This window comes from Halobacteria archaeon AArc-dxtr1, assembly GCA_025517425.1.
In the GTDB taxonomy this organism is placed as follows: domain Archaea; phylum Halobacteriota; class Halobacteria; order Halobacteriales; family Natrialbaceae; genus Halostagnicola.
Genome location: JAOPJY010000002.1, coordinates 378,245 through 403,729, shown reverse-complemented (window position 1 = coordinate 403,729; position 25,485 = coordinate 378,245). Strand labels below are relative to the sequence as shown.

Here is a 25,485-nt window from a genome sequence, read left to right as displayed (position 1 = left end):
TTGCCCGTCGAGTCCGCCCTTCACCTCCTCGCGTTCGTCTCGAGCCTCTCCGCCTGCGAGACCGACGAGGTCGCCTTGGTTACACTACTCGTCGTCTACCTCGCGGGCATTACCGGCTACGGACTCATCAACTCGAACTTCGGGACGAATGTCCGCCACAGAATCCCGTTCGTCCTCCTCTTGCTCGTCTTCGCCGCCCCGGTGCTCCAGCGCTGGGAGCTAGTCGTACGCCAACGGCTTGGTGTATGGCCAGACGAGTACGAGCAACGCGACCGCCAGCAACGCGAAACTCAGGAAGCGGACGGTCACGTGTAGCCCCGACGTGAGAATGCGCACGAGACTAATCAGGACGAACACGAGTGTACTCGCTAGCAACACACGTTTGTCATTGAGGAAGCCGGCAACAGTGCTCGAGGCACCGAACTGCCACGCCGCCGAGAACCACGCGTAGAGCCGCGAGCTGGTGAGCAACGATCGCACGGTCGACGGGTCGGTCTCGGATTCCGTCCCGGACTCCTCGCTGGCGTCGCTGAGACGCCCGTACAGGCGGGAGTTTCGCAAGGCACGATCCAGACCGGAATCCTGACTCATATCCCTAGCTACCGGAGAGTGATCTTATCGATTGCGGTCCAATACGATCGAAGGGGGGAGTCACGCTAATGCAGGAATTGATGGGAAGCAGGACATACTTATTGGATGAATCGGTTCATCCCCGCTGTCTCGGGGCCCTGAGAGAGTGCCGAGGGAGCGACGAAACTTACTCGCCAGCCGTAACAACCGATCCTCGCTCGGACCGCGATCTCGCCTAACGCCGCTGTCGTCTCCATCACTTTCTCCTCCCAACTGAACGCCCTTCTCAGCTGGACGGTTCCACTCTCGGACACTGAATCGTGTGCAGTCGGGCACAAATGCGTCAACGTCATCGATCCGTCGCAGATACTGTGTCAGGTCGGAGCTGAGATCGTTTCCGGGGGGCTTCGCAACGGGGTCGCACCACCCTATAACCGGCTCGCGCCTCGATCGCGGGCAGCAACTGGTCGTGGCGCACTGTCAGCACGGTCACGTCGTGGCCCATCGCGGCCTGATCGCGGCTCATCGCGTGGATATCTCGAGATAAACTACTTCGGTAAGTACAGAGCGTCTACTGATCAATGACAGTCACCGAATTGTCTACCAGTCAGTTGGCGTGGGGGAGGTAAACGATGTGTCAGATGATAACTGGCAAAGGCAGGGCGCTTTATTCCGATAATAGTCACTATTCCAGACACTGACGATATCACCTTTTACGGGCGTCTAATCGCAGATGTGGAGACATCCGGAGGGGACGGAGGAGACGATTACGAGATAAGGCCATTGGTTAGAGATGATGATTTCGAGGTTATTGAATCGATCCGCGACGACTTCACGACGGGGACTAGTATGTTTTCAAGTCACACCTGAGATACGGGCTGGATTGAACTCAATCTAGATGCGTCGTGGTTTTTCTTTGATAAGTTACAGATGTGGTCTACCGGGACCATCGGCGTCGTTGAAGATAGGGCATGTTTCATCGTGAGTTATCAGAGGGAAGAACAATGACATGGAACGGGGACATCAATGACGATGGCGGACTTGGCGTATGGGACCACAACGACAATAAGGTAGCCGAAAATACCGAGTGGTGGAAAACTACCCCCTCATCGGGGTATCCGGAGGGGGTGAAAGAAATCGAATATAAGAATTTGGATGGTTCGCAACCGTCGGCCTACAATCAACAACTGTTGGCCGACATGGCTTGTGAACAAATCGAACGCCGTGAGCGAAAGAATAATGACTCGGTAACCTCACACCGAAAATAACTATATTTCTCACACGTATCCGAGGTCAGCAAGTCGTTCTTCAACGTTGGTGGCGGTTTTACTATCAATTCCAGTTACGTTCTCGGAATTGTCGGAGTGTATCTCTCGTCTTGCTTCGGTTTCACAGATGAACCAGGGCACCGTCACGAGTTTATCTGTATACGTTTGTCGGGGATGGCCATACTCGCGGATTGGGACTGGGGCTGATCGCTCTCCGATCATCTGACCGTGATCGGCTGTCAATACGGTTTTTCCCTCAAGGGAATCAACAGCACGGACAATCGCAGGGACAGCCACATCGAGTGTCTCGCGGAACGCTTGACGGAGGACATCATCGGAGACGTTGATATCGCCACTGAATACATCTCTCCAGATGGCGAGATTCTGTATATTGTTGAGTTCAGGGTGATCGCGGGTTGTCGGGCCAAGGAACGGGAAGTGGGGTTGGATATAGTGACATAGGAGACGTTTGTGTGGGTATTCCGTAGCGCCCTCCAGAATGGCGTCAGTCATCGCATCAGGTGGAACTGTATGCCTATCGTCATCCCACCTTTCGGAATCCCACACCTCAATCACGGCATGAAACTCATCGCAATCGGTCGCGTTTCGGTAGTACTGCGGGTTTGCAGTGATGTATACTGTGTCGGACAGGTCGCGGTTGAATACGTTCGACTCAAGCCACTCGACCGTGCTCGATCCACGTGAAGTGCGCGTCTCGAGACTGCCGTCGATGTGGGGAGACACCTGGTCGTCGAACATATCGAGGCGACAGGCATCGAGGACGACCAGGTTGTCCCAGTCTTCGCTGAAAACATCGACCCCGTCGGTGTTGTAAAGCCGTTGGCCGAAACGAGTATGGACCTTTCTGTTTACCTCCCTACCGAACAGCGAGGGTGTTTTGAGCCCACGCTTGATCCGCTCAGCGTTCATACAGACGCCGATACAGTCACGGAACGTAATCATTTCCATGGACTAACGTGCAGTCCTAACTTACATGTCGCAGAACTCTCACACCCGAAAGCGACGGAATAAAAACTCGAAACAGTTGCCCTACTAGACTGCGAGTCTCTCGAGTACCCCATTAAGCGCGAAAAGAAACCGAACACGCTCCAGACCCGCGAGATTCAGGGCCGTACCGCACAACCTGTGAACTCGTTCACCACACCATTCTCTCCCGCTGACCACCCAGCCTACACAGCCCATCTAGCGCCGTCGAGCGCCGTACCGAGCGCATCCACAGCTAGCCGCCGAATGCGTTCACCGCCGTATCCTTGAATGAAAGCTCCGTCTTGCTTACTCGGTTACGTTTGCCTCCTCAGTCCCTCCGTACGCTTCCCCAGTAGCCCTACTTCTTGTGGTGAACTGGTTCACACCACCGTTCTCGACGTGAACCGCTTCACAGTCGATCAACAACGCCTTCTTTTTGTGTTCGACGCCGGTCGCCGTCGGCACCTCTCGAGCGTCCCGCACCCGCGCCCCCTCGACCACCTCGGCCACCTCTCCGATCAGATCGTACGCATACCGTCGCGAAACCCCGACACAGCCCTGAATCTCTTTGGCAGTCACGGCCACCGTCGACGATCGCCCACCGCGTTTGTTCTGTGCGAACGTACAGATGGCCGCGATCTTCTGTTCTTTCGTCGTCTTCTCGCGATCGATCTCGCCCAGCGCCGCCAACCGCTTTTCGACGGCATCGAGGCGCTCGGCGTGGGTCTCTACCTGGCGGTTGAACGTCCGCCCGGATTCGGGCAGTTCGCCGATCTCGTCGATTTCGGCGCCGACCAGCGCCCGAATGGTCCCCTTCAGCAGTGGGATATCCCGATTAGTCGCCGTCTCGAGTTGTGCCTCTAGTTCGGTGACGGTCGTCTCGAGCGCTACCACGCGATCTGCGCACGACTCCGTGCCGTCGGTCATGGCTTTGTACCCTCCTCGGACGGGCTATACGCCACCATCGTGATCTCGGTCAGACACAGCCGGTGGGTGCGCGTCCGCGGGAGCGCAATGGTTCCGAGCCACGCTCGGACTACCAACTCTGCCACACCCAACGTCGGACTCCGAACCGATGCCGGCGCACAGTCTGGACAGTAACACCGGCGAAGATCCCACCGCGTACACTCGGCTGGGCGATAGCCGTAAACGGTCACGGGTTCCCCCTCTCCCAGTTCGTCGTTACAGCCGGTACAGACGACGCGGTTCGTCGGCAAGCCGACGACGAGTCCGAACAACAACTGCTCTGGCGTCGAGCACAACTGAGAGGGTGCCCGTTCTGCGTGTATGCAACCAGCGTCGCTCATCTCGCATCCTCCTCTTCGCCGCTTCGAAACCATTCGAAGCAGTCGAAACAGGGGAGTGAACTGCTCCTCGGGCCGTCACACCAGTCGTAGTCGCACGGTTCCTCTCCACTATCCTTTTTACCGGTTGACTTCGTAGCAGACATTGCTTCTCACACCTCGAGAAGTACGGTCCGGTGCTGGAACACCGGGCCACAGAATTCTGTGACACACGCACTTCCCAGGTGAGCTATTGCCCCTCATTCACTTAATGTTTTGCTAAGCAAACTGCCTAGTGAATTGCCTGTCCAATGATGAGAATTATGCCTTGCCAACAGAGATTAAGCCCAATGGTAAACCGGAACTACGAACCAAACGATCGTGAGAGGATCGTTCTCGAGTTAATTAAGCAAGGTAGAGAGAACGATGAGCCATGGGGGCGTGCAAATCCTCAGTTCTTTCGCGAGGAGACCAATCTCGAAAAAGGCCAAGTAGAGTACGCCCTTCGGAATCTCACCGCAGCAGGATGGATTCGCAGACTAAACAAAGGGGGTCTCTACGAGTTCGTCGAAGACCCACGAGAGCAGTGATCGGTCTCACTCGTCACAGTCGGTCTCTCATCTAACGCTCCCATCTAGCCGTTGAAGCGCTCTCCGCGTCTTCGACGTCCGTGAGCTGGTCCCACATCGCGACGAGTCGCTCGTACTCGCTGTCGGCGAGTTCCTCCAGCGTAAGCGCCTCGGCGTCGCCGTCGACAGCCGCCTCATCTTCACCCCCCGAATCCGCTTCAGCCGCGAACAGTGTTCCTTCGGCCAGCTTACGGTCGGCTATTGCCCGCTCGCCTTCGTTGTCGAGCGTCTGCCCAACGGTCTCGACGAGTCGTTCCTGGTGGGGGTGGAGGACGAACCACGTCTCGAGATCGGTCCCGAGTACCTCCTCGGCAAAGCGGTCGGCGGCCCGCGCCTGGGCAGCCAACACCGCAAAGCTCTGCGTCGCAGCGGTCCGTGCCTCGACCGCTAATGCGATCACCTCGTCGGACGGGTCGTCGATCTGACTTAGGATGACCGCCCACTGCCTGTGCTCGCGTTCATACTCCAGCGCCAGCGTCTGTAGGTCGTATGCGACATAGTGGCACAGCTCCAATGCGGCCACTCCGTAACGAAACACCTGCTCGGATTGCTCGGCCGGTCGGCTCTCGGCTAACCGATCGAGCCACCCCGGGCGACCACGGGTGTGTGCGCGTAAGGCGATCTGGACCCGTTCCAGTGGCTCGAGCGCTTCGAGGCGCTCGGCGGTGAGCTTGTCGATCTCGCGTTTGGTGGAGCGTTTACTCATCGGTCACGCCTTCTTGGTTTTCTCGGCGACTTTGAGCATCTCGAGCTCGTCGGCCATCTCGTCGAGATCTTCGTCTTTGAGCAGTTTCCGATACTGGCCGGCGAGATAACCCTGTGCGCGGATCCACTTGATCACCAGCTCTTCGTCCGCATCAGCATCCACCTCGAACTGCTGGATCCGGCTGTGGGTTGTCTGGATGGTCTCGCCGAGGAGGGCAAGCACCTCCTCGCGATCGGTTCGGTCGGATGCGGTAGTCGATAGCGACATACGTATACAGGGAGTGGCCGCCAACCCGGTACACCACGGGTCCCGGTCCATCTCGCCCTGCTATCCCTCCGTTCGTACTCTGGCCACATAAATTTCCGGTTACACAAGGTATATACATGGGTCGGTCTGGGGCCGAGGGAATTATATATCTGCGTCCTCGTCGGCGGCTGTGCGCTCGGCGTGTAGCTCGATCGCCGCCCGCACCCACTGGGGGTCGCACGTCGTCTGCAGCTGTTTGACCCGGCCGTCGCGGCCTCGGGACTCGATCCACGTCTCGAGCAGCCCCATCGTTTCGAGATCGGAGACGACCGTCCGGATCGCCCGCCCGCTTAGCTCGGTCGGATAGACGTCGGCTTGCAGCAGCTCGCGGACCTCGGCTGTCGTCACGGGCTGTTTGATCTCGCCGTCGCGATTTTGGCCGGTGATCGCCGTCAACACGAAAAAGTGATTCTCCGGCAACGCGAGCAGTTTCTCGATCGTCGCCTCGCGTTCGGTCGCCTCGACGTTCTCCTCAAGACACGCCTGCGTCACCTGCTCGAGGCCGCGCTCGCGGGCAGTCTCGCCGGCCTGACGGAACAGCTGCAACGCCTTGCGGGCATCGCCCCACCGGCGGGCGGCCTCGCGGACGCCCGTCTCGAAGACGGCCGCGGGGACGACCCCCTCGTGAAACGCCCGCTCGACGCGCGGTTCGCAGATTGCCGTAAGCTCGTCGACGCCGTACGGCGAGAAGAAGACGTCCTCATCGCTCATCGCACTTTCGACGCGGCTATCCACCCGGAGCTTGACCTCCAACAGCTCGTTGCTCACCAGCCACGCCGACAGCGCAATCTCGCGTTTGAGCTTCCCCTCGCCGCGCAGTAGCCGATAGAGAAACTCGCTTGGCTCGTAGTTCGTATCCTGGCGGATCTGGTCGATCTCATCCAGGATGAGGATCGTCCACTCGGGATAGCTCTCGAGGGCCTCCCAGATCGCCTCGAAGGCGCCATCCAACCCGGCATAGGAGCCCACCTTCGCTCCGCTGACCTCGAGACAGATCTCGTTGGCGGCACTGAAGATGCTCCGACACTCTTTGAGATTGACGTACTCGACGGCCACCGCGTCGTGGCGGGCGGCAAACGCCTCGCAGAGTCGCCGGGTTGTGAGCGTCTTTCCGGTGCCGGGCGGGCCGTAGACCGAGACCGTCGGCGGGAGATACCCTTCCTCGACGCCATTCAGAACCGTCGCCAGCTCGCGCTCTTGGGCCTCGCGGGCGATGACCTCCGTCGGCGCGGCCAGCGGGTCGAGTGCCCCCTTCTCGCGGAAGATCCCGCCCTCGGGGGCGGTCTCGTCGAACAGTTCGTCGTAGCGGTCCATGGGCGTCGGGGTCGCGCGTGCGAGCGGACCTCTGTGTGGGTATTTACAGAGGTCGTGATAACCCTTGGGGGCCGGACGGGTGCATGGCTCGGGCGAGACTAGCCGGCCAGATGGATGCAACTCGTCGGTCGGTCTTGCCGCTCGTACGTGTCGTCGGCCCCTCACTAGCTACCACTCCACCGGCTCACAGGCGTCACCGCCGCTCCGCGATGGCTTCTAACGCCGCCGTCGTCTCCGCCACCGTCCGCTCCCAGCGGAACGCGGCGCCCAGCTCGCCACCGGAGAGCGCTTCACGCAGTCGAGCCGCTGCTAGCGTACCGACAGGACCTCGCCCACCACCGGAGAGACGACATTCGACACACAACCCACCAGTATACACGGACCCGTGTTTTGCAGAAGTCAGGTCCACGGCAGGCCCCAGTTTCAGCGCCGTCATCAGGTACCACCTCGAGGCGCGCCGCCGATGCGCTGGTCAGCTTCGACACCGGATTCTACTGACTTAGGCCGACCACATTCCTATGAACAAATATTAGGGCGTAATATTGTATATGGGTATGACACTTATGCCTGGGCTCGAAAGCCGCGTGTATGTCCGCGAACCCCGACCAGGAGTCGGAAATGGGCACACGGCCTGCGAAGAACTGGCTGTTCTGTCCGGAGTGCGACCACGCGAGTCCGACAACCGGCGACTGGGTGCTGTTCGTCCACGAGTGCCCGAAAGACGCGTGGCTCGCGTACCGATGTCCCGAGTGTGAACGGGTCGTCACCCGCCGTCGACTGTCAGATCGCCCCTGATCGCCCTCGTCTGACACATCGCGGACGTTCTTGGAGTAGCGAGCGGCCGGTCGCTGCTGACACTAGAATTGTCCCGCTGCCGTCTGGAATCAGAACGTGTGCCGACGAGAGCGGTGAGCGGGTGCTCTGGCTGCTTGCGGACTCTGTCGAGCGTCGGGTGGACGGAGAGTGTTCCCAACGTCTCTGCACACACAGCTCTCAACCACCCTCCTCACGGATTTTGACCAGTTCGGGGATAGACTCAGCGTGGGGTCGGTAACCGAACCTCGATCGTCGTCCCGGTCTCGGATTCCACGACCTCGATTTTGCCGTCTGCCGTCGTCACGAGCCAGTAGCTCAACCACAGACCGAGTCCCTCTCCGTGGATCATCGGCGTCTCTTCTCCGCTCTCCAAGACGGCTCGCTCGGACTCGGGAAGGCCAGGCCCGTCGTCGCTCACACGAATAACAACCTGCACGTCGGTAACCTGGACTTCGAGATCGATCGCTGCAGGATCCCCGCCGTGTTTTGCGGCGTTGCCGACGAGTTCGAATAGCGCCGCTTCGACACGCGAGTGCGTCTTTGCGACGGCTGTCTCTGGTGTAGTGACGGTGATCGATCCGTCCGGATGCCGGAGTCGATACTCTGCGGCGATCCGATCGACGACCGGAACGAGGTCCAGGGGCTCCAACTCGACGGAGAGATTGCGGTTCTGTTCGATCTGCTGGGCCGATTCAGCCAAATTGTGTAACCGACTCGCGGCGCCGTAGATGAGAGCGGCCCGTTCAGCCCGCTCATCATCCAGCTGATCGGAGAGTATGTCTGCGTACCCTCGGATAACGCTCATCTCGGTTCGAACGTTGTGCCGAAGAACGCGGTTAATCACGCTGATCAGCCCTTCTCGCTGGCGGCGGCGGCTCGCGTCGCGGACCATGAGTTGGATCTCGACAATATCGTCGGGCGTTCGCTCCGACTCGGGCACGCCCCCGTCGTAGATCGGAACGCCACGAATATCCGTATAGACGATCTCTCTGGACTTCGTCTCTAACGGGAAATCACGAGCTTCGGCCGGCTCCCCGTCTAGCACCTGTGAAATCTTCTCCCACGCCCAGTCCGTCGTTTCTGCATCGGGATGTGTCACTGTGATCGGTCGCCCCTCCAGTTCCGCAGGCGAGTAGCCAAGGAGCTCTCGGACGCTTTTTGAGACATACGTAAACGATCCGTCCGTGTCCGTCCGGAACACCGAATCGAAGCTCGAATCAACAACGGCCCGATAGATTTCCTCCTGTTCGTTTAGCTGCTTTTCACGCTCTGTGAGGCGGTTTTCGTACGATTGTTGTTCGAGTGCCTGCCCGGAGAGCCTGGCGATGAGTTCGACGAAAAACTGTTCGCCATCAGTAAATGACTCGTCCCGTGGGTTGTCATCGGCAAAACAGGCGGTTCCGTAGGTCTCCCCATCAACAATGACCTTTGCTCCGATGTACGCCCCGAGATTGAACGTCTGAACGGCCACTTCGGAAACGGCAGACGAGATGGTGGCGTTTTGGATGGCGAGTGGGCTTTCCAGATCGATGGTTCGCCGACAGTAAGCCTGCTCAAGCGGACAGCTTTCCCCAGGTTGGATTAACCGATGGTCCCCGACTGTCTGAAGAATCTCCTGTCTGTCGGCGGTAATACGCGTAAGAAATCCGAGCGAGAGGTCGAGATACTCGGTCCCGAGTTCGAGTGCACGGTGGATTTGTCGTTCGAGATCTTCGGTAGGTGATGTGAAAATATCGTAGATCTGAGCCCGATACGTCGCAGCGTCCATAACCACTCATCGCCCGGATATAAAATCAAGCTTTTCGTTACATCTCCCCCCAACTGGATCGTGGGAAATCCGGACTCAGTGGGGACAAAAATGAAGCGACGGCTCTGTTGAATCCCTACTCTTTAGACCTGTATTCGCGTGAATCTACTGCACACTACACATGCGAATGTATCGGTGTCTGTAGGGACGAATCTTCCATTGGGAAAAGGATATGTCGACAGGAACGAATTTTATGGATATGATTAAAACATGCCTCTATTATGCATCGTTAGCCGCCTGTGGTGCTATTCTTGGAGGGATGGGCCTCTCCAGTGTCGTGTCTGGGAGCTTAGCTCTCGTCCCAGTGCTTCTCTCAATTGGCGGGATCGGCATGATTGCAGGAGTAGTCTACGAAGTATTCATCTCGTCTCAATCTATCGAGACTGTTCCAGATGATAGAGTGGTGTGGTTTACAGTAGCTATGGCCATCATCGGTGTTATAGCTGGGATTTGGTCTCTGGTTGGATAGTATCAAGCGATAACTGCTCACCCTCTACTGACCGATCACGCCTTCGCAGATCAGTTCACCGTCTGCGTCACATTCGTGCTCTGTATTCCGTACGCAGTTCGTAGCTCGGTAACGACGACGACTGAGGCCAACTCCGAGGAAGGCAAGCGCAAGGAGTGCCGTGAGCAATCCAAACCCGGGCATTTCGTCGTCACTCTCGTCCCCATCGTCTGTCTCGTCCGCACCAGAATCTCCAACCACGAGTTCGTCCGCTTGCTCGTCGTGGATCCCCTGGTCGGTAGAGAGCGAAACACCGATCTCGTATTCGCCATCTTCTTCGGGTGCGGTGAGGGTTGCTTCTGCGGTTTCGGAGTCGCCGCCGTCTACATCCAGCGCCTCTACCTCTTCTTCCTCGTCTCCGATGTAGAAACTCGCATGAACACGAATATCATCATCATGTACTCCGTCCCCGCCAGTGTTCTCGACGATGGCGGCCACGTCGACGTCCGCTCCGGGTTCGACGGCGTCCGGTGAGAACGCGAAGTCGTCAATATTCCACTCTGGGTTCAGTGGTTCTATTGGTTCGACGACCATCGTCTCGGTTGTCTCTTCGTCACCGACGCTAATCGTGTACTCGTACTCACCTTCTTCCTCGGGCGCGATTGGCGAGAACTCGACGTCCGCTGCGCTTCCAGCGTCGAGTTCGAGCGTTTCGGTCGACTCTTCGCCCTCGAAGTCGAGCACGACGGCTGCGTCACCCGCGCTGTCACCTTCGTTTGCGACGGTGACGAGCACGTGCTCTTCCTCGCCGGGCTCGAGCATTCCATACGCTGGGTCGACGTAGATCATCGTAAACTCGGGCGACTTCTCGACGGTAAGATCACCACTGATCCCGTCGTCGTCGGTCGAGACGGTCACCGTGTACGTTCCGGCCTCGAGGTCGCTGGTTACGCTCTCGAAGCTAAGAGAAGCCGTCTCACCAGCATCAACCGAGACGTCTTCGGTTTCGGACGTCGACACCGACTCTTCGACGTGTTCTATCTCGAGGGTGACGTCGAACGACCCTTCTCTGTCACCGATGTTTTCGACCGTCGTGGTAACGGTCTCATCGTCGCCCTCGAGAATCGTCGCCTCCGCCCCATCTTCGGCGATGTCGAGCTCAGTCACCTCGGCCTCCGGTGGTGTCTCGATCGTGATCGACGCTGTATCGGTGTCGTTCGCACTCGAGGCGATAACGTCGTACCCATCGGCATCACCTTCCTCGGTTTCCCAGGCCAGGGTGACCGACTCGTCACTTTCGCCACCCTCGAGCGTGACGTCTGTCCCGTCCAGTTCGGTCGACGTCGAATCCGTTGTGAGGTTCACGGTCTGAGTCGCTGTTACGTCACCCGTATTGGTCACGCTCGCACTCACCTCGAGTGAGTCACCTTCCACAACTGGGGCGTTCGTCTCCTCAATGGACATCTCGAAGAACGCGGGTTCCTCGAGCGTCAGCGTCCCGGTTGCGCTCTCTCCCTCGATGAAAACGCCGTATTCGTGCGCCCCTGGATCTAACTCGTCCGTCGAGACGTCCGTGAACTCGACTGTTGTCGCTTCACTGCCGTCAAGTGCTACGGACTCGCTTGCAACATTCTCACCGTCGATTCGGAGGTCGATTTGCTGGTCATCACTCACGTCACCAGTGTTGGTTACGGTTGCCGAAACGTCGATGGAGTCGCCCGTCTCGGCTACCACGTCACCGGGCTCGAGCTCACTCATGCTAAAGGACGCCGGTCTCTCGACAACTACCGGAACCGTATCAGTGTCGTTCGCACTTGAAACCGTAGCGGCATGCTCACCACCATCACCGTGTTCGGTCTCCCAGGTGAGGATAACCGAGTCGTTGCTCTCTCCACCTGCGAGTGTGACGTCTGTCTCGTCCAGCTCGGTCGACGTCGAATCCGTGGTAAGATTCACAGTCTGGGTAGTCTCGACGTCACCCGTATTACTCACGTTCGCGCTCACTTCGAGTGGATCGCCTTCGACGACCGGCGTGGTTGTCTCCTCGATGGCCATCTCAAAGACTCCCGGCGCTTCTACCTGCAACGTTCCAGTGAGCGTCCCACCTTCTGCCTCCACGGTGATCTCATACTCGCCGGCCCCGAGATCATCGGTCACGTTCTCGAAGCGAACTGTTTCCTCGCCACCCCCGGCGACCGTTCCGGTTTCCATCGTTTCTTCGACAACGTCGTCACCAATCTCGAGAGCGACCTCGAACGACCCCTCTCTGTCACCGACATTTTCGACAGTCGTGGTAATTGGTTCCTCGTCACCCTCAAGCGTTGTCGCCTCTGCACCCTCCTCAGCGATGTCGAGATCCGTCAGGTCAGCTTGCGCTGGTGTCTCGACCATCAGGTCACCGTGTACTTCGACATCGTCACTCGAGACGGTTACCGCGTACGTACCGCCGCCGAGATCGCCAGTCACCTCCTCGAAGGCGAGAGGGACGGTCTCTCCCGCATCAACTGACACTCCGTCTTCGATTGCAGTCACTTCGTCTCCGATCTCGAGGTCGACGTCGAACACACCGTCTCGGTCGCCGACGTTCGTGACGCTCACACCGACGTCTACGTCGTCTCTCTGCGTAATCGCGGCCTCCGAACCATCACCAGCAATGTCGAGGGACGAGAGAACGGGATTTGCAGGCGCTTCGACGGACAGGTTACCGGAGAGCGACTGAGCGTCTGTCGAAACTACAACCACGTACTCATCTGGATCCAGCCCATCGGTCACGTTCTCGAACTTGACGGTCTCTTCAGCACCTCCCTCAAGCGTCTGGGTTTCTTCGGTGGCCTTGACGACGCCATCACCGGTCTCGAGTGACAGCTCAAACGATCCTTCCCGCTCTCCACTATTTTCGACCGTGGTGGTTACGTTCTCCGCGTCCCCTTCGAGGATCGTCGCCTCATCTCCGTGGCCTGCGATATCGAGCGCCGTTAGATCGGCTTCTGGTGGTGTTTCGACGGTCACCGATGTGGTGTCGGTATCGTTCACACTCGAGGCGATGACGTCGTACGCCCCGGCATCACCGTCTTCGGTATTCCACGTGAGCGTGACTGAGTCGTTGTGCTCACCACCCTCGAGTGTCACATTCGTCTCGTCTAGCTCGGTCGATGCCGAATCCGTCGTCAGGTTCACCGTTTGCGTGTCTTTCTGATCGCCGGTGTTGGTCACGGTTGCCGTTACCTCGAGTGACTCACCTTCCAAGACCGGTGCGTTCGTCTCTCCGATGTCGACCTCGAAGAACGCAGGTTCTTCGAAGTCAATTACTGCCTGTGACTCCAGTTCCTGTCCATCGACCGTCACCGCCACCTCACTCGTCTCGCTCTTCTCGTTGATGAGTGTAAACTCGTAGACCCCGGGCTCTCCCTCAAGTTCTGCTGATTCGGCGTCGAACTCGGCGCTCCCTCTCTCGACGTCGAAATCGCTCCCCTCGAGTCCAGTCACCGGGTCGCCTGCGGTGTCGGTGACCCACACTGTGACGGTTGCGGCGTCCTCCCCATCCGGTTCGTGTGGTGAGGTCGCCTCGACACTCGAGTCAGCGGTGTCGATGCCCGCCGGGGCTGTCGCCGTCTCTCTGTTCGAGACGAGTTCGGGGTACGCCGACTCGAGGGCGACGAACGCGTGTCCGAACTCGAGTGCGTCCATGGTGTAGTTGGCAGACGCCCCCTGCATCTCGTCGGTCGTGAGTGGCTCACCGCTAGCGGAGCCGTCCTGGGTGGTCGCAGTGAGATCCCAGTAGGAGTCCTCGACGGAACCGTCGTCCTTGAACCCGACGAGGCCACCGACATCCGTGTCACCGTCGACGTTACCGGTGGCAAACGCGTGTGAGAGGTCACCGCTGTTTTCTCCGACCAAGCCGCCAACGTTCTCATCTCCGTCGACGGGACTGCTGGCTGTTGCGTTCCGTACGATACCGTTATTGTTCGACCCGAGAAGTCCACCGACGTTCTGGGTTCCGCTCACTTCCCCTGTGGCGAACGAACGTTCGATGTCGCTTTGGCTCATGCCAACGAGCCCGCCAACGTTCTCTTCGCCCGCGACGGTGCCTGTCGCAGACGAGGTGCTCACGGTGCCACCCGGACCCGCGTTTCCGAGCAGGCCGCCGACGTTCGTGCTGTCCTCGGCGTCGACGGTGACAGTGGCGTGGGAATCCGTGATGTCGCCGATTCCGCCGCCGAGTTCTCCACTGTATCCGGCGAGGCCGCCGACCTCGCTTCCGCCTTCGACGGTGACCGATCCCTCAACCGTGGCGTTTTCGACCTGGCCACTGTTGGTCCCGACGAGGCCGCCGATTTCGAACGGACCGCCGGGTTCAGCGCCGGCGTCTCCCTCGACGTCGACTGCCACACTGACGTTCGCGATCGTGCCATCTGCAGCGCCGACGAGCCCGCCGACGTTCGATGTGCCTCGAACAGTCGCGTTCTCGAGGCGGACGTCCTCGATGATGGCCGTCCCGTCCGTCTGGCCGAAGAGGCCCACGAGGTCGGACTCTTCAGTGCCGGACTCTTCAGTACGATTGATGTACAGATCCGAAATTGTCGCTCCATCCCCGTCGAACAATCCCTCGAAGGCGTTCTCGAAATTACCAATCGGCTCGAACCCGTTGCCATCGTTGGCGTCTTCGCTGGCAACCTCGCTGTAGCCTGGTGTGTCGGCATCGAGGTCGTTCGCCAGGGTGACGTTCGCGTCCAGGGCGAATCGAGCGTTGTCGAGGTGCTCCCAGTCTTCGATGATGTACGGGTCGTCCGCGCTCCCGTCGCCGTCGGCAAAGAGGTCTTCCACGGAGAGTTCGAACTCCTCTGCAGCCGATTCGGCGGCCATATCGAGCGTGTACGTGTCAGCATCGATGTCGAGTGTCGTCTCGGCGTCGAGAATCTCCGTGAGTTCGACAGTGTCCTCACCGTCGAATACGACCGTCTCGGTCTCGTCATCGATACCTTCGAGGGCGTCCATTCCGACGGTGGTCTCGCGTTCTTCTTCGAACGGATCGCCAGCCAAGTCGAACGCTCCCGTTATCGTCACGCTCAATGGGTCACCCCGAGTGATCGTCGCGTCCTCGACATCCAGCGTTGTGAGAACGGGGGCGACGGTCACGTCGAACTCGCTGTCTGCCTCTTGGGCCGTGACTTCGAGATCGTCGTACGAATCAGCAGCGAGCGTTGGTGTCTCGCCGTCGAACAGCTCAACGCCGGTGGCCGAGCCGTCAGTAAACCCGACGTCCGTCGTGGTAGCGTCTTCTCCACCGATCTCGTCAACTGTCAGGTCGACCGTGCCAGTGAACGTGTCGCCAGCCACGTCTTCGGCGTCGGTTATCTCGAGTGTCAACGCATCTCCCTGCTCGATCGTCTCGTTCGTCGGTTCGACGGCGAATTCGTTCAGTACTGCGGTGAGGTCCACTTCGGACGTGGCTCCCACGTCGGTGTCGTCGGCCCACTCGAGATCGATGCTCGTCTCCTGTGCGCCGAGAGCAGCCGTCTCGTCTGCCTCGAAGAGCTCAAGTTCCACCTCGTCAGTGCCCGCGAAGTCGACGATCTTCTCGACATCGGTGTCATTTCCTTCGAGGTCGCCGGTCGAGATCTTGATCTGCTCTTCACCGTAGAAGTCATCTCCCGCCAGGTCGACTGCGTCCGAGACTGTCATGGTGAGTGACTCGCCTTGCTCGATCTCCTCGTCTTCGACGGTGAAGTCTCCGAGCACTATCTCGAGCGTCGCGTCGAACTGGGCTGTCGCGTCGGTTTCGGCGGCTTCGAGAGTGACGTTCTCGTACGCTTCCGCCGAAATCTCTTCTGTGGTCTCTGCCTCGAGTAGCTCGACACCAGTTGCCTCGCCTTCGTCGAACTCGACCTCCTCGGCTGAAAGTTCCTGTCCGTCGATCTCGTCACCTGTCAGATCGACCGTGTCTATGTAGGGATCACCAGCCTTGTCCGTAGCGTTCTCGAGGTCGACTGCGAGTGGCTCTCCTTGATCGATTCCCACGTCGTCGGCGACGTCGAACTCAGCGAGGACGGCCTCGACGGTGAGGTGAAACGAGTCTGCGGCGTCCTGTCCCTCGATGTAGACTTCGGGGCTCGCTGCGGAGAGGTCCGCCGTCTTATTTGCATCGAGGAGCTCCACATCGCTTGCGCCTCCATCCTCGAACGTGACGTTCTTCATGAGTGGCTCGTCCAAGAGATCAGCGTCAAAGATGTCTGACTCGAACATAACTTCGCTCTCGTCGTCGTAGGGGTCCCCGATCGAGTCTTCGGCGTCCTCGAGGTCGACCTCAAGTGGTTCGCCTTGCTCGATGGTCACGTCGTCGACGGCGAGGTCGGTGAGGACTGGTTCCTCGCCGAAGACGCCGATTGTCCCGTCCTCCGTGACGTTGCCGGTGACGACCTCTTCGTCGGTATCGACACTGGAGTCGTCGATCTCTTCCCACTCGCCGCTGTCGAGTCGCCAGAGCGAGAGCGTCTCGGGGTCGATCGTGTCTCCTGTCGTGAGCCGCGTTTCGTTGTAGTCGAGCTCGAAGTTCTCGAAGGTGAACTCGTCTGAGGTATTGTCGACCTCGAAGTAGTAGCCGGTTGATTCGAGGGTGTCATGGTCTGCAGGCGATTCATCGACGCCATCGAGACGCAGTTCGGCTCCAGTGAATGTCACCGTTGTATCGCCTGCCGGTGTCGTGATCTGCTGGTTCTCGACGGACTGCTCTTCGTTTGTGAGTTTTAGATCAGGACCCGATTGTGTCCCGGTGTTGTTCTGAATCTCGACAGCTTGATCCTCGATGATGGCTATTCCTGCGCGTTCGGGGTGTAAAATTTCCGCGTTGGTGAGCGAGTTGTTCGTCACCAAACTGTCATCATCACCACCGAAAACTCGTATTGCGTGGCCATTTTGAGCATCGCTGCGAAAAAACGAACCAGCGATGGTATTATTGTCGACAGTATTCGACTCACCACGAATATCGATGCCAGCGCGTGCGTGTCCGTCGATTTCGTTATCCTTGACGACTGTCTCTGCGCTGTCAACGTAGATGAAATACTCAGGGCGGTCAGAGTGCCTGTCCACCTCACCCGTGCTTATCACCGAATCGGAAATTGTGTTCCCCGAAGAATCGTCAATTCGGACCGCATTCCAATGTTTACCATCTCCAATGGGTGAGCTGTTAATACTATTCTTCACAAGGTCATTATCCGTACTTGCTTCTTCGAGGAACAGTGCGGCCTGGGCGTTGGCTGTGAGATTGTTAGCTTCGAGGTAGCTGTCCGAGGTTCCCGAGAAGTAGATACCCGCATCCTCGACATCATCTGACGGTTCTTTCTCATCATCCCCATTGTCGACGACTTCGTTCCCCGAAACGACGAGTTCCTCGGAGTCAACGACGTACATCCCGCTTTCGTCGTTTTCCCTGAGCGTGTTGTTCTTGACGGCTGTGCCTGTAACGTCAGCGAGGTGGATACCGCTGGTGGCACCTTCAGTTACCGTATTATTGGCGATGGTGGAGTCCTGAACGTCATCGAATACGAGTCCGTTCTCGTGGCTCTCCTCGACGGTGTTGTGTTCGACGGTCGCGTTCTCGATATCGGTCATCTCGATGCCGACGTCCAGTCCGCTGAGCGTGACGTTCGTGATGGTGACGTTGGATTGTTTATCCACAACCATGCCCGTTCCGCTGCCCGATATGGTGTGATCGTTGCCGTCGATGGAGACGTCATCAGCCTCGATTCCGAGACATTCCCCGCTCGCTTCGATGTCGTCGGTCAGGTCGTATGCTCCCGAAGTATCGATGGTCTGGCACTGTGGAATCACCTCACCTTCTCCGACAGAAACAGCCCGGGTGTCTGTGTCGTTCTCACTCGCAACCGTCACGTCGTCGAGACCACCCTCATCCTCCGCGGTCTCCCACTCGAGTGTGAGCGCGGTTGATTCACCACTCTCGAGAGTCACCTCCTCGGTGTCCACCTCGCCGTCGTCAAAATCCAGTAGTTCGATAGATTGTTCGCCGCCGTCAGAACCAACGTTGGTGACGGTGGCGTCGACCTCGAGTGTCTCACCTTCGTCGATAGCAGAGTTCGTGCCGGTGATCTCCACGCCGTAGACGGGGTCGGTGTCCTCATACGAGAGGACGGGATAGTCATCTTCAACGGCGTGCCAGTGACCGTCGCCGTCTGGGAATCCGAAGCCGTTCATGTGCTCGGTGGCGTTCACGCCGGTCATCTCGTCGGTGGTGAGTCCGCCCTCGCTGGTGGTGAGTCCGTCCTCTTCGCTGTCAAAGGATTCGTTCACCCCGGTCGTTTCGATGTCCCAGTACGAGTTCTCGATGTTGAAATCGGAACCGATACCGCTCGCACCAACCCCGACGAGACCGCCAACAGCGTCTCCGTCCCCGTCGACTTCCCCGACTGCGTACGTTCGCTCGATGTCACTATTATGGGCGTTGCCGATGACACCACCAACCGTGTCGTTCCCGCGGACGGTCGCCGTGGAGTACGAATCAAAGAAATCCCCGCGCCCTTCTCCGACTAGTCCACCGACAGAATCTGCATCCTCGTTTCCAATCGTTCCGTGCGCACTCGAGTTCGTAATCGAACTAGTATCATCAAACGTACTGGTAAGTTGGCCAGCGATACCGCCGATTTTCTCGTCTTCCCCATCAACCGTTCCGTTCGTAAACGAACTCGAATCGATGCTGGCGCCTCTTTGGTGGTCACCAACAATGCCGCCAACATGAGTGTTTACCCCATCTTGCTCAGAAAAGACTGCTCCCTCGACGGTTGCCCCAGTGATGGTACCCCCGTCATTCCATCCGATAACACCACCGGTCGTCCCTGAACCAGTTACATCGGTGCTCATGGAAACGTCCGAAACCGTTCCATAATTCTGGCCACTGAGACTGCCTACATCGTCGTCCCCTGTAACCGTCACAGACTCGAGTGTCAGGTTCGAAACCGTTCCTTCGGAGCCGATGACTTCGAACAGCCCAACGAAGTCCTCTCCACCACGATCAATGGTCAGATCGGCAATCGTCCGGTCGTTGCCGTCGAACGTGCCGTTGAATGCGTCACCCTCGACGAATTCGCTCACGTCACCGTCGCCAATCGGCTCGAAGCCGTCATCTTCATTCCACTCTTCGGTCTCACTCGCGTCGATGTCGTTGACGAGCACGTAGTCCTTCTCGAGTCCGTGCTCTTCGATACACTGTAACTGACTCAGGTTCTCGACCTCGTAGTATTCGTCGGTGTCCTGTTCGAAGCCGACCCCACTACAGTCTGCTGGCTCCGTCTCCGCGGCGACGCCCCCCATCGCCACCAATAACACGCCCCCCAGACTCACCACGCAGATGAGCACCCATCGGGGCATCCGACCCGATGAAAAACGATCCGGCTGATTCATGTCCGAATAATTGCTCGCCGTTCCTTTAAACTTTCCAAACAGAAACTATAGGAATTAAAATCCACTCATCGGTTGAGTGAAACGCAAAAGATGCAATTTCACCAAAAGGTATTTGTCGGCGACCAGTAACGGTACTGTAATGAGGGACGGGGGGGTTTCACTCACCGAAACGGTGGTCGAACACCGCGACACCCTCTCGCTTCTGGAGTCCACCGGTCCGCTGACCAGCCGTAGCCTCGAGGACGAACTCGGCTGTTCGCTGGCGACGGTCAACCGCCACCTCGGGACGCTTCGAGAGCACGGACTCGTCGAGAAAACGGAGACGACCTACGCTCTGACGGAGCTGGGAGACGCCGCGTTACGGAGAATCGAGACCACCGCTCACCAACTCTCCGTCCTCGAGACGATAGCCGGCTCACGATTTCTCTCACACGTGGCGGACGCACCGAAGCCGTTCGACGTCTCCTGGCTCGCCGACTCGACCGTGATCCGGTCGACATCAGAGGACCCCTACGGACTGTACGACCGATACGTCGACGCCTTCGAGGACGCAACACGCCTTCGAGCGCTCCGAAACGAAGGCATCACCCCACCAGCCGTCGTCGACGCGATAACGCCTACACTGCTCGACAGGACGTTCGACGCCGAGGGGATCTGGTCTCGAGCGACCGCAGAGCGGTTCATGCAGGTCCATCCGGTCGTCAACGAGATCAGACGGAAAAATCCCGAACTCGGGGTGTACATCTCCGATGAGTCGCTCCCTATCGACTTCAGCCTGTTCGACACCTGCCTCGTTATTCTCTCGTACGACCAACAGACCGGCCACCCCGCCGTCTACATCGAAACCGAAGACGAGAACGCGATGCAGTGGGCGGCGGACGTGTTCGCCCACTATCGCGACCGATCGCAGACGATTCCCGACGTCTTCGAGGATCTCGAGTACTGACGGTGGGTCCTGACTAGATCGTCTTCTCTGCGGAACGCAACAGCGCTCGCGGCTCCGACGCAGCCGGTTTCGGGACATGCAACCCCAATCACTATCTTCGGGTCGGTACACGAGTCGTGTATGGCTACTTCTCGCCCTCTCGAACGCTACGACGTCGCCGTCGGCGGGTCGGGAACGCTGTCAGCCAGCCGATTCATCCAGTTCCAAACCCTCTGTGAGAGGGTTCAACGCCTATTTCAGCCAGAATTGCTGCTGTCTCCCGAAGCGAACAACCGGTGGCGTGGAGCCGGACGGCGAGCGCCCTAACGGCTCCTCAGAACGCGAAGCGTTCTGATGGGTTGTCTCCAGAATGCAGAGCCTTCTGGTGGGCATGAAGACGATATGCGTCTTCCATACTGCACAAGAGCTGCGCTCTTGTGAACGTCGCCGTCCGCTCGTTCTCCCAAGCCTCTTCGAAATCCGCATCGAAGCTCTCACTGAGCAGGTCTGCGAGCATCTAACCAATTCTCTCAACGACCTGATCACTTCTCAAACTGGCTCAACTAGACAGTGCCAGCCGGATTAAGATCCATACATACGGTGACATCTTGTCCCGCCATTTCAGACACTGTCTCAGCTTATGCAACAACATATAAACATCCCCTCGAGGAGATCGTTGTCGAGATCAAGGGGTGCGTCTCAAGCACGGTATGCCGGACTCGCCATCCAATACGTCCGCAAGGCGATCACGGAGTCGGCCGTGCACTCAGACCGAATCCGTTTTCTCAGTCACGGTTCCACTCCAGTGTTCTCGCACACGTCACCGAGCGCTTCCCACCAGCCATCGCTGCCACTTGGCGCTACGCCGTCAACGTCTGGCAATGCCCGACACACGCTGGCCACGGACGGCAGGCGGGAGTGTGGGGCCGCCGCGGTTCGCCCACCGCGATGGATCACCGACTCTCCGCGATAGCTTCCAACGCCGCCGTCGTCTCCGCCACTGTTCGCTCCCAGCGGAACGCGGCGCCCAGCTCGCCACCCTCCCCACCAGAGACCGCTTCACGGATCCGGTCCGCAAACGCGTCGACGTCGCCGATCGGCGCGTAGGCCACCGCGTCGCCAAACGCCGACCGGACCTGTGGGAGCGCCGAACTCACGACGGGGACGCCGGTCGACAGCGCCTCCATGATCGTCCGCGGGACCCCCTCGGCGCGACTCGAGAGGACGAACGCATCCGCGCTGCGGTAGACGGCGGGCATCTCCTCGTACGGAATCTGCCCGAGAAAAGTCACTGCCTCCCGGACGCCCAGCTCGCGAGCGCGCTCTTCTAACTCCCCACGAAGCGGCCCCTCGCCACAGAAGTACAACTGGGCAGTTGGATGGTCCTCGACAACCGACGCAAACGCCTCAACTGCGACCGACGGCCGCTTCCCCTCGACCAGCCGCCCGACAAACACCACGACCGGTCTCTCACCCGTCACCCGCTCACTCGTCGGGCCGGCCGGCGAGAAGCGCTCGGTGTCGATCCCGTTGGCCACCACCTCGATCGGGCTCGAGACGCCGAACTCCCGGACGCGCTCGCGGTCCTCGTCAGTGTAACAGAAGACGACGTCGGCCTGGTTGAACGTCCACCGGCCGACTGTCCGCAGATAGAGATCGAACACCCACTCGGGAGCGTTCTGGGAGTAGAGCCCGTGGTTCGTGATCGCGAGCGGGATCGTCCCCAATCGCCGCTTCAGCGCGGCCAGATTCGTCGCGAAGTACAGATGCGAGTGAGCGTGGACGACGTCGACGTCGCCGATACGCCGCAGATACTGTGCCAGGCCGGGGCTGAGCTCGTTGCCGAGAGGCTTCGCAACGGGATCGTACCGCACGACTGTATAGCCGGCTCGCTCCTCGATTGCGGGCAGCGACTGGTCGTGGCGCACCGTCAGCACGGTCACGTCGTGGCCCATCGCGGCCTGATCGCGGCTCATCGCGTGGACGTGGTACGGCCCACCCCCCTTGATATCGGGATAGACCTTCTGTGCAACACGAAGAATTCGCATTCGTCAGCAGGTTCACACCCGTTGCGGTAATGGGTTTCCATTCTTCGAGACACGGAGGAAAACTGTGAGCAACGGGCCACGGTATCGGTTTCGGAGTCAGGTCCCACGACTTCAGTCGTGGGATTTCTGTTCTGCTTGGGAACGACTGTACGAATGGTCGGAGGTATCATACTCTCCCGTCAGGGTACGTCCCAAAGAAGCTCACACGAACCAGAGTACCTACGCTGTAGGGAAACATTGCCTCTGTGGATTCAGCATAGCCTGAAATCCCAGCAGAGGAATCCCACGGCTGAAACCGTGGGAGGAAGTCAAGGTGCAGCGGTAGCCATGTCGCCACCCTCCCCATCGAACGGGAGGGTGATGACGAGTTCGTCGAACCAGACAACCGGACGCTTACGCTGCCCCTCTTCCTCGAAGAAGATGATGCCCAGCTGAGCGAGCCGGTTGAGTTCTTCGTGGACGTTCTTTACGTCCCGGTTGACAACTCGTGCAGTTTCGTTGATGCTGACTGGCTCGTCTCGACGGATAGCCTCGACGAGATCGAGGACGCGCGGCGTTAACGTCTTCAGCAGCTCGTCGTAACTCGTAAACGAGAGCGTCGGCCTGGCATCCACCGTGTCGCCCCGTTCGAGTGTCTCGATGCCGTCAGCGACGTCGTCGTGGAACTCGTTAGACGACTTCACGGTTACGACTAGCGTGGATTCGGTCCGAAGCTGTTCGCGCTCCATCGGGTGCAGCGGCGGCGTAGTATCGGTCATGGGTCTTACCTTGTGATGGCCTCACGTGATCTCGAACTCAGATTTTGGGATCTCGCTCCAGAAGCGTTCCCAGAGTTCGACCATCCCAGGGAACGTAATTATCTCTGGGACGGGATCCGGTGCGACGTGCAGTTCGTGTCCTTTGGTGTCCTCGTGCGAGTTATCGTATCGACGAATCGTCCCATCGTCAAGTGTACGGGGTGGGTCTGGCTCCGTTGTGCCGTAGTGGAGTTTGTAGGCCCACCCAGACGGGTACGCATCGCGGTCTGTCCGCATGCAGAACGCGCGGATGACGGTCCCGTCGGGGTACTTCCTCCCCTCGCTCACGCCATCGAGGTCATCGTCGGTCAGTGAGGCCATCCTCACCTATTGGTACACAGGCCAATACGATAAGCCCATTGGTCTCTAGAACAATATGAGTAGCTCTGTTGAAATCCTTGAGACAATGGCAATCTTCTTTTCCGCCGCGCTTGCGTTCCTCATCTCGCAATTCTTCTACACCCGTGGCCATTTCCAACTTCGGTAGCGTTCGCTCTCACGGTTTTTCGCTCGCTCACTCAGACCGACCCGCTCGACCGACCATCGCCCACACGTCCTCGACGACGGTCCACACTTGGCGGATCACGATCTTGACGTCGAACCAGAACGACTGCCGGCGGATGTACGCCAGATCGTAGCGCAGCTTCAGATTCGGGTTCGTGCTCTTGGCGTCGTTGATCTGGGCGAGGCCGGTCAGCCCGGGTTTGACGAACCAGCGCTTGCGCCAGGCGGGGGCGTCGGCTTCGAGCAGCGGCTCTTCGTCGGTCCAGGTGGCTCGGGGCCCGACGACGCTCATATCGCCGACGAAGATCGACCACAGCTGGGGCAACTCATCGAGGTGGGTTCGGCGCAACACGCGTCCGACACGGGTGATCCGATCGTTCGCTTCGTCTTCGGTCGGCGTCGTCGACTCTCCCTCCGGGATCATCGTCCGGAACTTATACACTGGGAAGGTCTCGCCGAAGCCGGCGGTCCGATCCTGGGTGTAGAGAACCGGCCCCGGACTGTCGAGTTTGATCGCTGCGGCGATCACCAGCAAAAACGGCGCGAAGACGACGAGTCCGACCGTCGCGAAGGCAATGTCGAACGCCCGCTTGTAGAGATGATCCACCGGATCCCACGGCTCGACGTCGACGTCAACGAGGTCGCCGACGTCTCCCTCCGAGACCAGGACGCTATCGGCGTACTCCCGGTGGACTTTCGCTGCGACGCCGTGATCGTGGCAGGCGTCGAGCGCGCCGAAAAACTCCGCGCGATCGGGCTGGGCGAACGCCAACACGACGGTGTCGACGTCGTACTCGACGAGCGTATCCTCGAGTCGCGAGAGGCCACCCAGCCGGTTTAACGCGCCCAGCCGGCCGTGCTCGTCGATCGCTTCCTCGATGTCGGCGACATCCGGCTGGCCGAGGCTGACGCCGCCGTCGGCCACTGGACCCGGGGTGCCCGGCGTCTCGTAGCCAAGCCCCGTCGGACACAGATAGCCCAACACGGGAGCGTTCACCGCGGGGACGACGCGTTCGAGCTGGCGGAGGTCGTCGCCGACGATCAGGGTTCGCCCCTCTGCCCCGTTCGGGCGCCGGCGGATCCAGACGAACCACGCCGGAAGCGCAACGGAGAGCAGGCCGATCGTCATCGTCAGCGTCGCCCGGGGCAACCGGTACGACCAGTTGAAATAGCCCAGCGTCGCCAGCGCGAGGCCGGCCACGAGCACCCGTTTCTGGACGAGAAACACCGTATCCAGAAGCCGGCGCGGGCGCGGCTGGTACAGCGGCACCAGACACCCACCGACCGCGAGGACGCCCAACAGCAACGCCCAGTACAGCGACTCGCCCGAGAGGACGGTCACGTCTAACCGATTGAACAGCGGAACGTAGGTGGTAAACAGCGATTGTGTAACCGCGTGGTTGGCGGTCAGGACGGCAAGTATCGTCAGCCCGACCACGCCGAGGACGCTGGCCCCCCGGTACCGCCACCCAGTAAGCATTCACTTCAGAAGGTGAATGGAACTGATATAAACCTGTTGAACGTAGGAGAGGTCCGCTTTTCCGATTCCTCCAAATCTTCGTGGCGAGTCTCGACAGGTGAAGCAGGCCGAGTGCCTCAGGATCGTTCGAGAGAGCAATGCTCTCTCGTGATCAAGCGAGCTCACCGGGTTCGCAGACCTGGCAGG

The 25,485-nt window shown here is 59.2% G+C and carries 16 protein-coding genes and 3 pseudogenes; 5 read left to right on the top strand and 14 right to left on the bottom strand.

Features of this window, described 5'->3' with window-relative positions; genetic code table 11:
* Complete coding sequence (locus OB905_10830; protein MCU4926472.1) at window positions 1–315, top strand: hypothetical protein; 315 nt, start codon at window positions 1–3, stop codon at window positions 313–315.
* A 618-nt stretch (window positions 316–933) separates the two neighbouring features.
* On the opposite strand, the pseudogene OB905_10825 reads toward OB905_10830, so the two are convergent.
* From OB905_10825 to OB905_10815, 3 genes and pseudogenes are all read right to left on the bottom strand, one after another.
* Window positions 934–1,105, bottom strand: a pseudogene (locus OB905_10825) (glycosyltransferase family 1 protein).
* Window positions 1,106–1,847: 742 nt separating this feature from the next.
* Window positions 1,848–2,768, bottom strand: a complete 921-nt coding sequence (locus tag OB905_10820) for a hypothetical protein (protein MCU4926471.1) — start codon at window positions 2,766–2,768, stop codon at window positions 1,848–1,850.
* 363 nt (window positions 2,769–3,131) lie between these two features.
* Window positions 3,132–3,752: a hypothetical protein gene (locus OB905_10815; protein MCU4926470.1), complete on the bottom strand. Its 621-nt coding sequence runs from the start codon at window positions 3,750–3,752 to the stop codon at window positions 3,132–3,134.
* A 706-nt stretch (window positions 3,753–4,458) separates the two neighbouring features.
* Between OB905_10815 and OB905_10810 the strand changes: the two genes are divergently transcribed.
* Window positions 4,459–4,698 (top strand): MarR family transcriptional regulator, encoded by a 240-nt coding sequence (locus tag OB905_10810; protein ID MCU4926469.1) that lies wholly within the window; start codon window positions 4,459–4,461, stop codon window positions 4,696–4,698.
* A gap of 31 nt (window positions 4,699–4,729) precedes the next feature.
* Here OB905_10810 and OB905_10805 read toward each other — a convergent pair whose 3' ends face one another.
* The 3 genes from OB905_10805 to OB905_10795 all read right to left on the bottom strand — a co-directional run bounded on the left by OB905_10805 (window position 4,730) and on the right by OB905_10795 (window position 7,063).
* Window positions 4,730–5,443: a hypothetical protein gene (locus OB905_10805; GenBank protein ID MCU4926468.1), complete on the bottom strand. Its 714-nt coding sequence runs from the start codon at window positions 5,441–5,443 to the stop codon at window positions 4,730–4,732.
* Window positions 5,444–5,446: 3 nt separating this feature from the next.
* Window positions 5,447–5,710: a hypothetical protein gene (locus tag OB905_10800; GenBank protein MCU4926467.1), complete on the bottom strand. Its 264-nt coding sequence runs from the start codon at window positions 5,708–5,710 to the stop codon at window positions 5,447–5,449.
* A gap of 141 nt (window positions 5,711–5,851) precedes the next feature.
* Entirely contained in the window at window positions 5,852–7,063 is a 1,212-nt protein-coding gene (locus OB905_10795; protein MCU4926466.1) for an AAA family ATPase, read from the bottom strand.
* A 588-nt stretch (window positions 7,064–7,651) separates the two neighbouring features.
* Between OB905_10795 and OB905_10790 the strand changes: the two genes are divergently transcribed.
* Complete coding sequence (locus tag OB905_10790; protein ID MCU4926465.1) at window positions 7,652–7,858, top strand: hypothetical protein; 207 nt, start codon at window positions 7,652–7,654, stop codon at window positions 7,856–7,858.
* 241 nt (window positions 7,859–8,099) lie between these two features.
* On the opposite strand, the gene OB905_10785 is transcribed toward OB905_10790, so the two are convergent.
* Entirely contained in the window at window positions 8,100–9,647 is a 1,548-nt protein-coding gene (locus OB905_10785) for an ATP-binding protein (protein MCU4926464.1), read from the bottom strand.
* 211 nt (window positions 9,648–9,858) lie between these two features.
* Between OB905_10785 and OB905_10780 the strand changes: the two genes are divergently transcribed.
* Window positions 9,859–10,155, top strand: coding sequence for a hypothetical protein (locus OB905_10780; protein MCU4926463.1), 297 nt, complete (start codon window positions 9,859–9,861; stop codon window positions 10,153–10,155).
* A 24-nt stretch (window positions 10,156–10,179) separates the two neighbouring features.
* On the opposite strand, the gene OB905_10775 is transcribed toward OB905_10780, so the two are convergent.
* The gene (locus OB905_10775) at window positions 10,180–19,545 is read right to left on the bottom strand and encodes a right-handed parallel beta-helix repeat-containing protein (protein ID MCU4926462.1); all 9,366 of its coding nucleotides are present in this window, start codon (window positions 19,543–19,545) and stop codon (window positions 10,180–10,182) included.
* Window positions 19,546–19,684: 139 nt separating this feature from the next.
* Between OB905_10775 and OB905_10770 the strand changes: the two genes are divergently transcribed.
* Window positions 19,685–20,491: a DUF1724 domain-containing protein gene (locus OB905_10770; protein MCU4926461.1), complete on the top strand. Its 807-nt coding sequence runs from the start codon at window positions 19,685–19,687 to the stop codon at window positions 20,489–20,491.
* Between the two features lie 155 nt (window positions 20,492–20,646).
* On the opposite strand, the pseudogene OB905_10765 reads toward OB905_10770, so the two are convergent.
* The 6 genes and pseudogenes from OB905_10765 to OB905_10740 form a co-directional block, all read right to left on the bottom strand.
* Window positions 20,647–20,798 (bottom strand): annotated as a pseudogene (locus OB905_10765) (IS6 family transposase).
* Between the two features lie 102 nt (window positions 20,799–20,900).
* Window positions 20,901–20,987, bottom strand: a pseudogene (locus OB905_10760) (IS6 family transposase).
* 436 nt (window positions 20,988–21,423) lie between these two features.
* Window positions 21,424–22,518, bottom strand: coding sequence for a glycosyltransferase family 4 protein (locus OB905_10755; protein MCU4926460.1), 1,095 nt, complete (start codon window positions 22,516–22,518; stop codon window positions 21,424–21,426).
* A 308-nt stretch (window positions 22,519–22,826) separates the two neighbouring features.
* Window positions 22,827–23,276, bottom strand: coding sequence for a hypothetical protein (locus tag OB905_10750; GenBank protein ID MCU4926459.1), 450 nt, complete (start codon window positions 23,274–23,276; stop codon window positions 22,827–22,829).
* 21 nt (window positions 23,277–23,297) lie between these two features.
* Window positions 23,298–23,636, bottom strand: coding sequence for a DUF6516 family protein (locus OB905_10745; protein MCU4926458.1), 339 nt, complete (start codon window positions 23,634–23,636; stop codon window positions 23,298–23,300).
* Window positions 23,637–23,829: 193 nt separating this feature from the next.
* On the bottom strand, window positions 23,830–25,299 hold the full coding sequence (locus OB905_10740) for a sugar transferase (GenBank protein ID MCU4926457.1): 1,470 nt from the start codon (window positions 25,297–25,299) through the stop codon (window positions 23,830–23,832).
* Window positions 25,300–25,485 lie beyond the last annotated feature (186 nt).

Bases quoted from the DNA above. Each gene is read 5' to 3' on its own strand.
- OB905_10770 (MCU4926461.1), top strand. From the start codon at position 19,685: ATGAGGGACGGGGGGGTTTCACTCACCGAAACGGTGGTCGAACACCGC.
- OB905_10800 (MCU4926467.1), bottom strand. From the start codon at position 5,710: ATGTCGCTATCGACTACCGCATCCGACCGAACCGATCGCGAGGAGGTG.
- OB905_10755 (MCU4926460.1), bottom strand. From the start codon at position 22,518: ATGCGAATTCTTCGTGTTGCACAGAAGGTCTATCCCGATATCAAGGGG.
- OB905_10805 (MCU4926468.1), bottom strand. From the start codon at position 5,443: ATGAGTAAACGCTCCACCAAACGCGAGATCGACAAGCTCACCGCCGAG.
- OB905_10790 (MCU4926465.1), top strand. From the start codon at position 7,652: ATGTCCGCGAACCCCGACCAGGAGTCGGAAATGGGCACACGGCCTGCG.
- OB905_10750 (MCU4926459.1), bottom strand. From the start codon at position 23,276: ATGACCGATACTACGCCGCCGCTGCACCCGATGGAGCGCGAACAGCTT.
- OB905_10810 (MCU4926469.1), top strand. From the start codon at position 4,459: ATGGTAAACCGGAACTACGAACCAAACGATCGTGAGAGGATCGTTCTC.
- OB905_10740 (MCU4926457.1), bottom strand. From the start codon at position 25,299: ATGCTTACTGGGTGGCGGTACCGGGGGGCCAGCGTCCTCGGCGTGGTC.
- OB905_10795 (MCU4926466.1), bottom strand. From the start codon at position 7,063: ATGGACCGCTACGACGAACTGTTCGACGAGACCGCCCCCGAGGGCGGG.
- OB905_10815 (MCU4926470.1), bottom strand. From the start codon at position 3,752: ATGACCGACGGCACGGAGTCGTGCGCAGATCGCGTGGTAGCGCTCGAG.
- OB905_10775 (MCU4926462.1), bottom strand. From the start codon at position 19,545: ATGAATCAGCCGGATCGTTTTTCATCGGGTCGGATGCCCCGATGGGTG.
- OB905_10745 (MCU4926458.1), bottom strand. From the start codon at position 23,636: ATGGCCTCACTGACCGACGATGACCTCGATGGCGTGAGCGAGGGGAGG.
- OB905_10820 (MCU4926471.1), bottom strand. From the start codon at position 2,768: ATGAACGCTGAGCGGATCAAGCGTGGGCTCAAAACACCCTCGCTGTTC.
- OB905_10785 (MCU4926464.1), bottom strand. From the start codon at position 9,647: ATGGACGCTGCGACGTATCGGGCTCAGATCTACGATATTTTCACATCA.
- OB905_10780 (MCU4926463.1), top strand. From the start codon at position 9,859: ATGTCGACAGGAACGAATTTTATGGATATGATTAAAACATGCCTCTAT.